Origin of the sequence: Curtobacterium sp. B18, assembly GCF_000333375.1 — a bacterium.
Taxonomy (GTDB): domain Bacteria; phylum Actinomycetota; class Actinomycetes; order Actinomycetales; family Microbacteriaceae; genus Curtobacterium.
In genome coordinates this window covers 1-1,710 of record NZ_BACZ01000271.1, presented here as the reverse complement: position 1 = coordinate 1,710, position 1,710 = coordinate 1, and the positions used below count along the sequence as shown (strand labels likewise).

Here is a 1,710-nt window from a genome sequence, read left to right as displayed (position 1 = left end):
GGGCGGACTGACCCCGGCCAACGTGGTGGCGGCGATCGAGTCGCTCGACCCGGACGGGGTGGACGTGTCGAGCGGTGTCGAGTCCGAGCGCGGCGTCAAGGACGCCGCGAAGATCCGGGCGTTCGTCGAGGCGGTCCGCAGCATCCCCTGACGGTGCACGCCGCGCATCCTGGCCGACCGCGGTCGCGCGTCAGCGCAGGGTCGGGATCAGCTCCGTGAGGAACGCGTCGGTGTCCTCCCAGCCCTCGACCGCGTGGCACGGAACGCCCAGGGCCTTCACCGGGTAGTCGTTCCCCTCGGGGTCGAGCCGGTCGCCCACGAAGAGCATCGCGTCGAGCGGCACCCCCGTGATCTCGGCGAGCCGCTGCATGCCGTAGGCCTTGTCGATGCCCTTCCGGGTGATGTCGACGCTGGTCGAGCCACCGGAGCGCACCTCGAGGTCGGGGAGCTCGGCCTGCACCAGACGGCGGAGCTCGTCCTTCTTGGCGCCCGTCGGGTCCCACTGCTTCTTGACGTCGACCGGAGCCGACTGGCCGAGCGCGGAGAACGTGATCTGGGACCCGCGGTCCTCGAGGATGGGTCCCCAGGTCTCGGACTCCCAGAACCCGGCGGCCTTCGCCACGGCCTCGACCGCGTCGAGGGCACGGGTCTTCTGGTCGTCGGTGAGGTCTTCGGCGTACTGCAGTGCCCAGTCGTCACCGGCCCACCGGTAGTAGGCGGTGCCGCAGGTCGGCAGCAGGTGCAGGTCGTCGAGCACGAGCCCGTCCCGGCGGCGCAGGGGTGCGACGAGCTGCTGCTCGAACTGCTGGAAGTTGCCCCCGGAGATCACCGCGACCGGCACGACCTCGAGCAGGGACGCGAAGGTCTCGAGCATCCGGGGGTCGAGCGCGGACTTCGAGGGGGCGAGGGTGTCGTCCAGGTCGAAGGCGACGAGGCGGGGCGTGGTCATGCCCCGATCCTGCCAGAGCCGACGGTCCGGACGCCGCACGACCGGGCTCGTCGTGCCGCGGTGCGCGATGTGTGCGGTGTCGCGCGCGGGGCACGACGGGGCCCGGAGACGACAGCGGCCGCACCCCGGCGGGGATGCGGCCGCGTGTGGTGGGGGAGGGCTACTCCTTGACGAGCACGACCTCGTCGAGCGGGAGGCGGGTGCGCGGGGCGACCTCGCGCTCGGCGGCCTTGTCGTCGAGCTGCGACGGGTCCGCCACGGTGCCGATCGCGGTGACCGTGTACGGCAGGAAACGCTCGGGCAGGTCGAACGCGGCGCGGAGGCCCTCGGCGTCGATACCGGCCATCTGGTGCACGTGCAGGCCCTCGGCGTGCGCCTGGACCGTCAGGGCGGCGAGGGACTGGCCGAGGTCGTACTGCGCGAACGGACGCTCGTCGCCGTCCTCGGTCACCGTCTCGAGCACGCCGACCACGAGCGCGCTGGCACGGAACGCCCACGCGGCGTTGAAGCCGAGCAGGTTCTCGTTGATCTTCCGGAAGGTCTCGGTGCCCCGACGACCGGCGATGAAGCGGCGCGGCTGGAAGTTCATGGCCGACGCGGCCCAGCGTGCGGCCTCGAGGACGGCGTCGAACTGCTCGTCCGAGATCGTCGCGGTCTCGTCGTAGGAACGGGGGCTCCACCGCTCTTCGAGCAGCGGGACGAGGGGCTGGCTGGAGTCGGTCGAACGCGTCAGCGTGGTGGAGTTCGTCGAGGTCATGGGG

At 71.8% G+C, this 1,710-nt stretch carries 2 protein-coding genes and 1 pseudogene; 1 reads left to right on the top strand and 2 read right to left on the bottom strand.

The window, feature by feature from the left end; all coding sequences use genetic code 11:
* Positions 1-151, top strand: a pseudogene (locus I5E_RS23380) (phosphoribosylanthranilate isomerase); the annotation flags it as partial.
* Between the two features lie 39 nt (positions 152-190).
* On the opposite strand, the gene I5E_RS06840 reads toward I5E_RS23380, so the two are convergent.
* Entirely contained in the window at positions 191-949 is a 759-nt protein-coding gene (locus tag I5E_RS06840) for an HAD-IIB family hydrolase (RefSeq protein WP_022906328.1), read from the bottom strand.
* 160 nt (positions 950-1,109) lie between these two features.
* A complete protein-coding gene (locus I5E_RS06835) occupies positions 1,110-1,706 on the bottom strand; it encodes a nitroreductase family protein (protein WP_022906327.1) in 597 nt (198 codons plus the stop codon).
* Positions 1,707-1,710: the final 4 nt, after the last annotated feature.

Bases quoted from the DNA above. Each gene is read 5' to 3' on its own strand.
- I5E_RS06840 (WP_022906328.1), bottom strand. From the start codon at position 949: ATGACCACGCCCCGCCTCGTCGCCTTCGACCTGGACGACACCCTCGCC.
- I5E_RS06835 (WP_022906327.1), bottom strand. From the start codon at position 1,706: ATGACCTCGACGAACTCCACCACGCTGACGCGTTCGACCGACTCCAGC.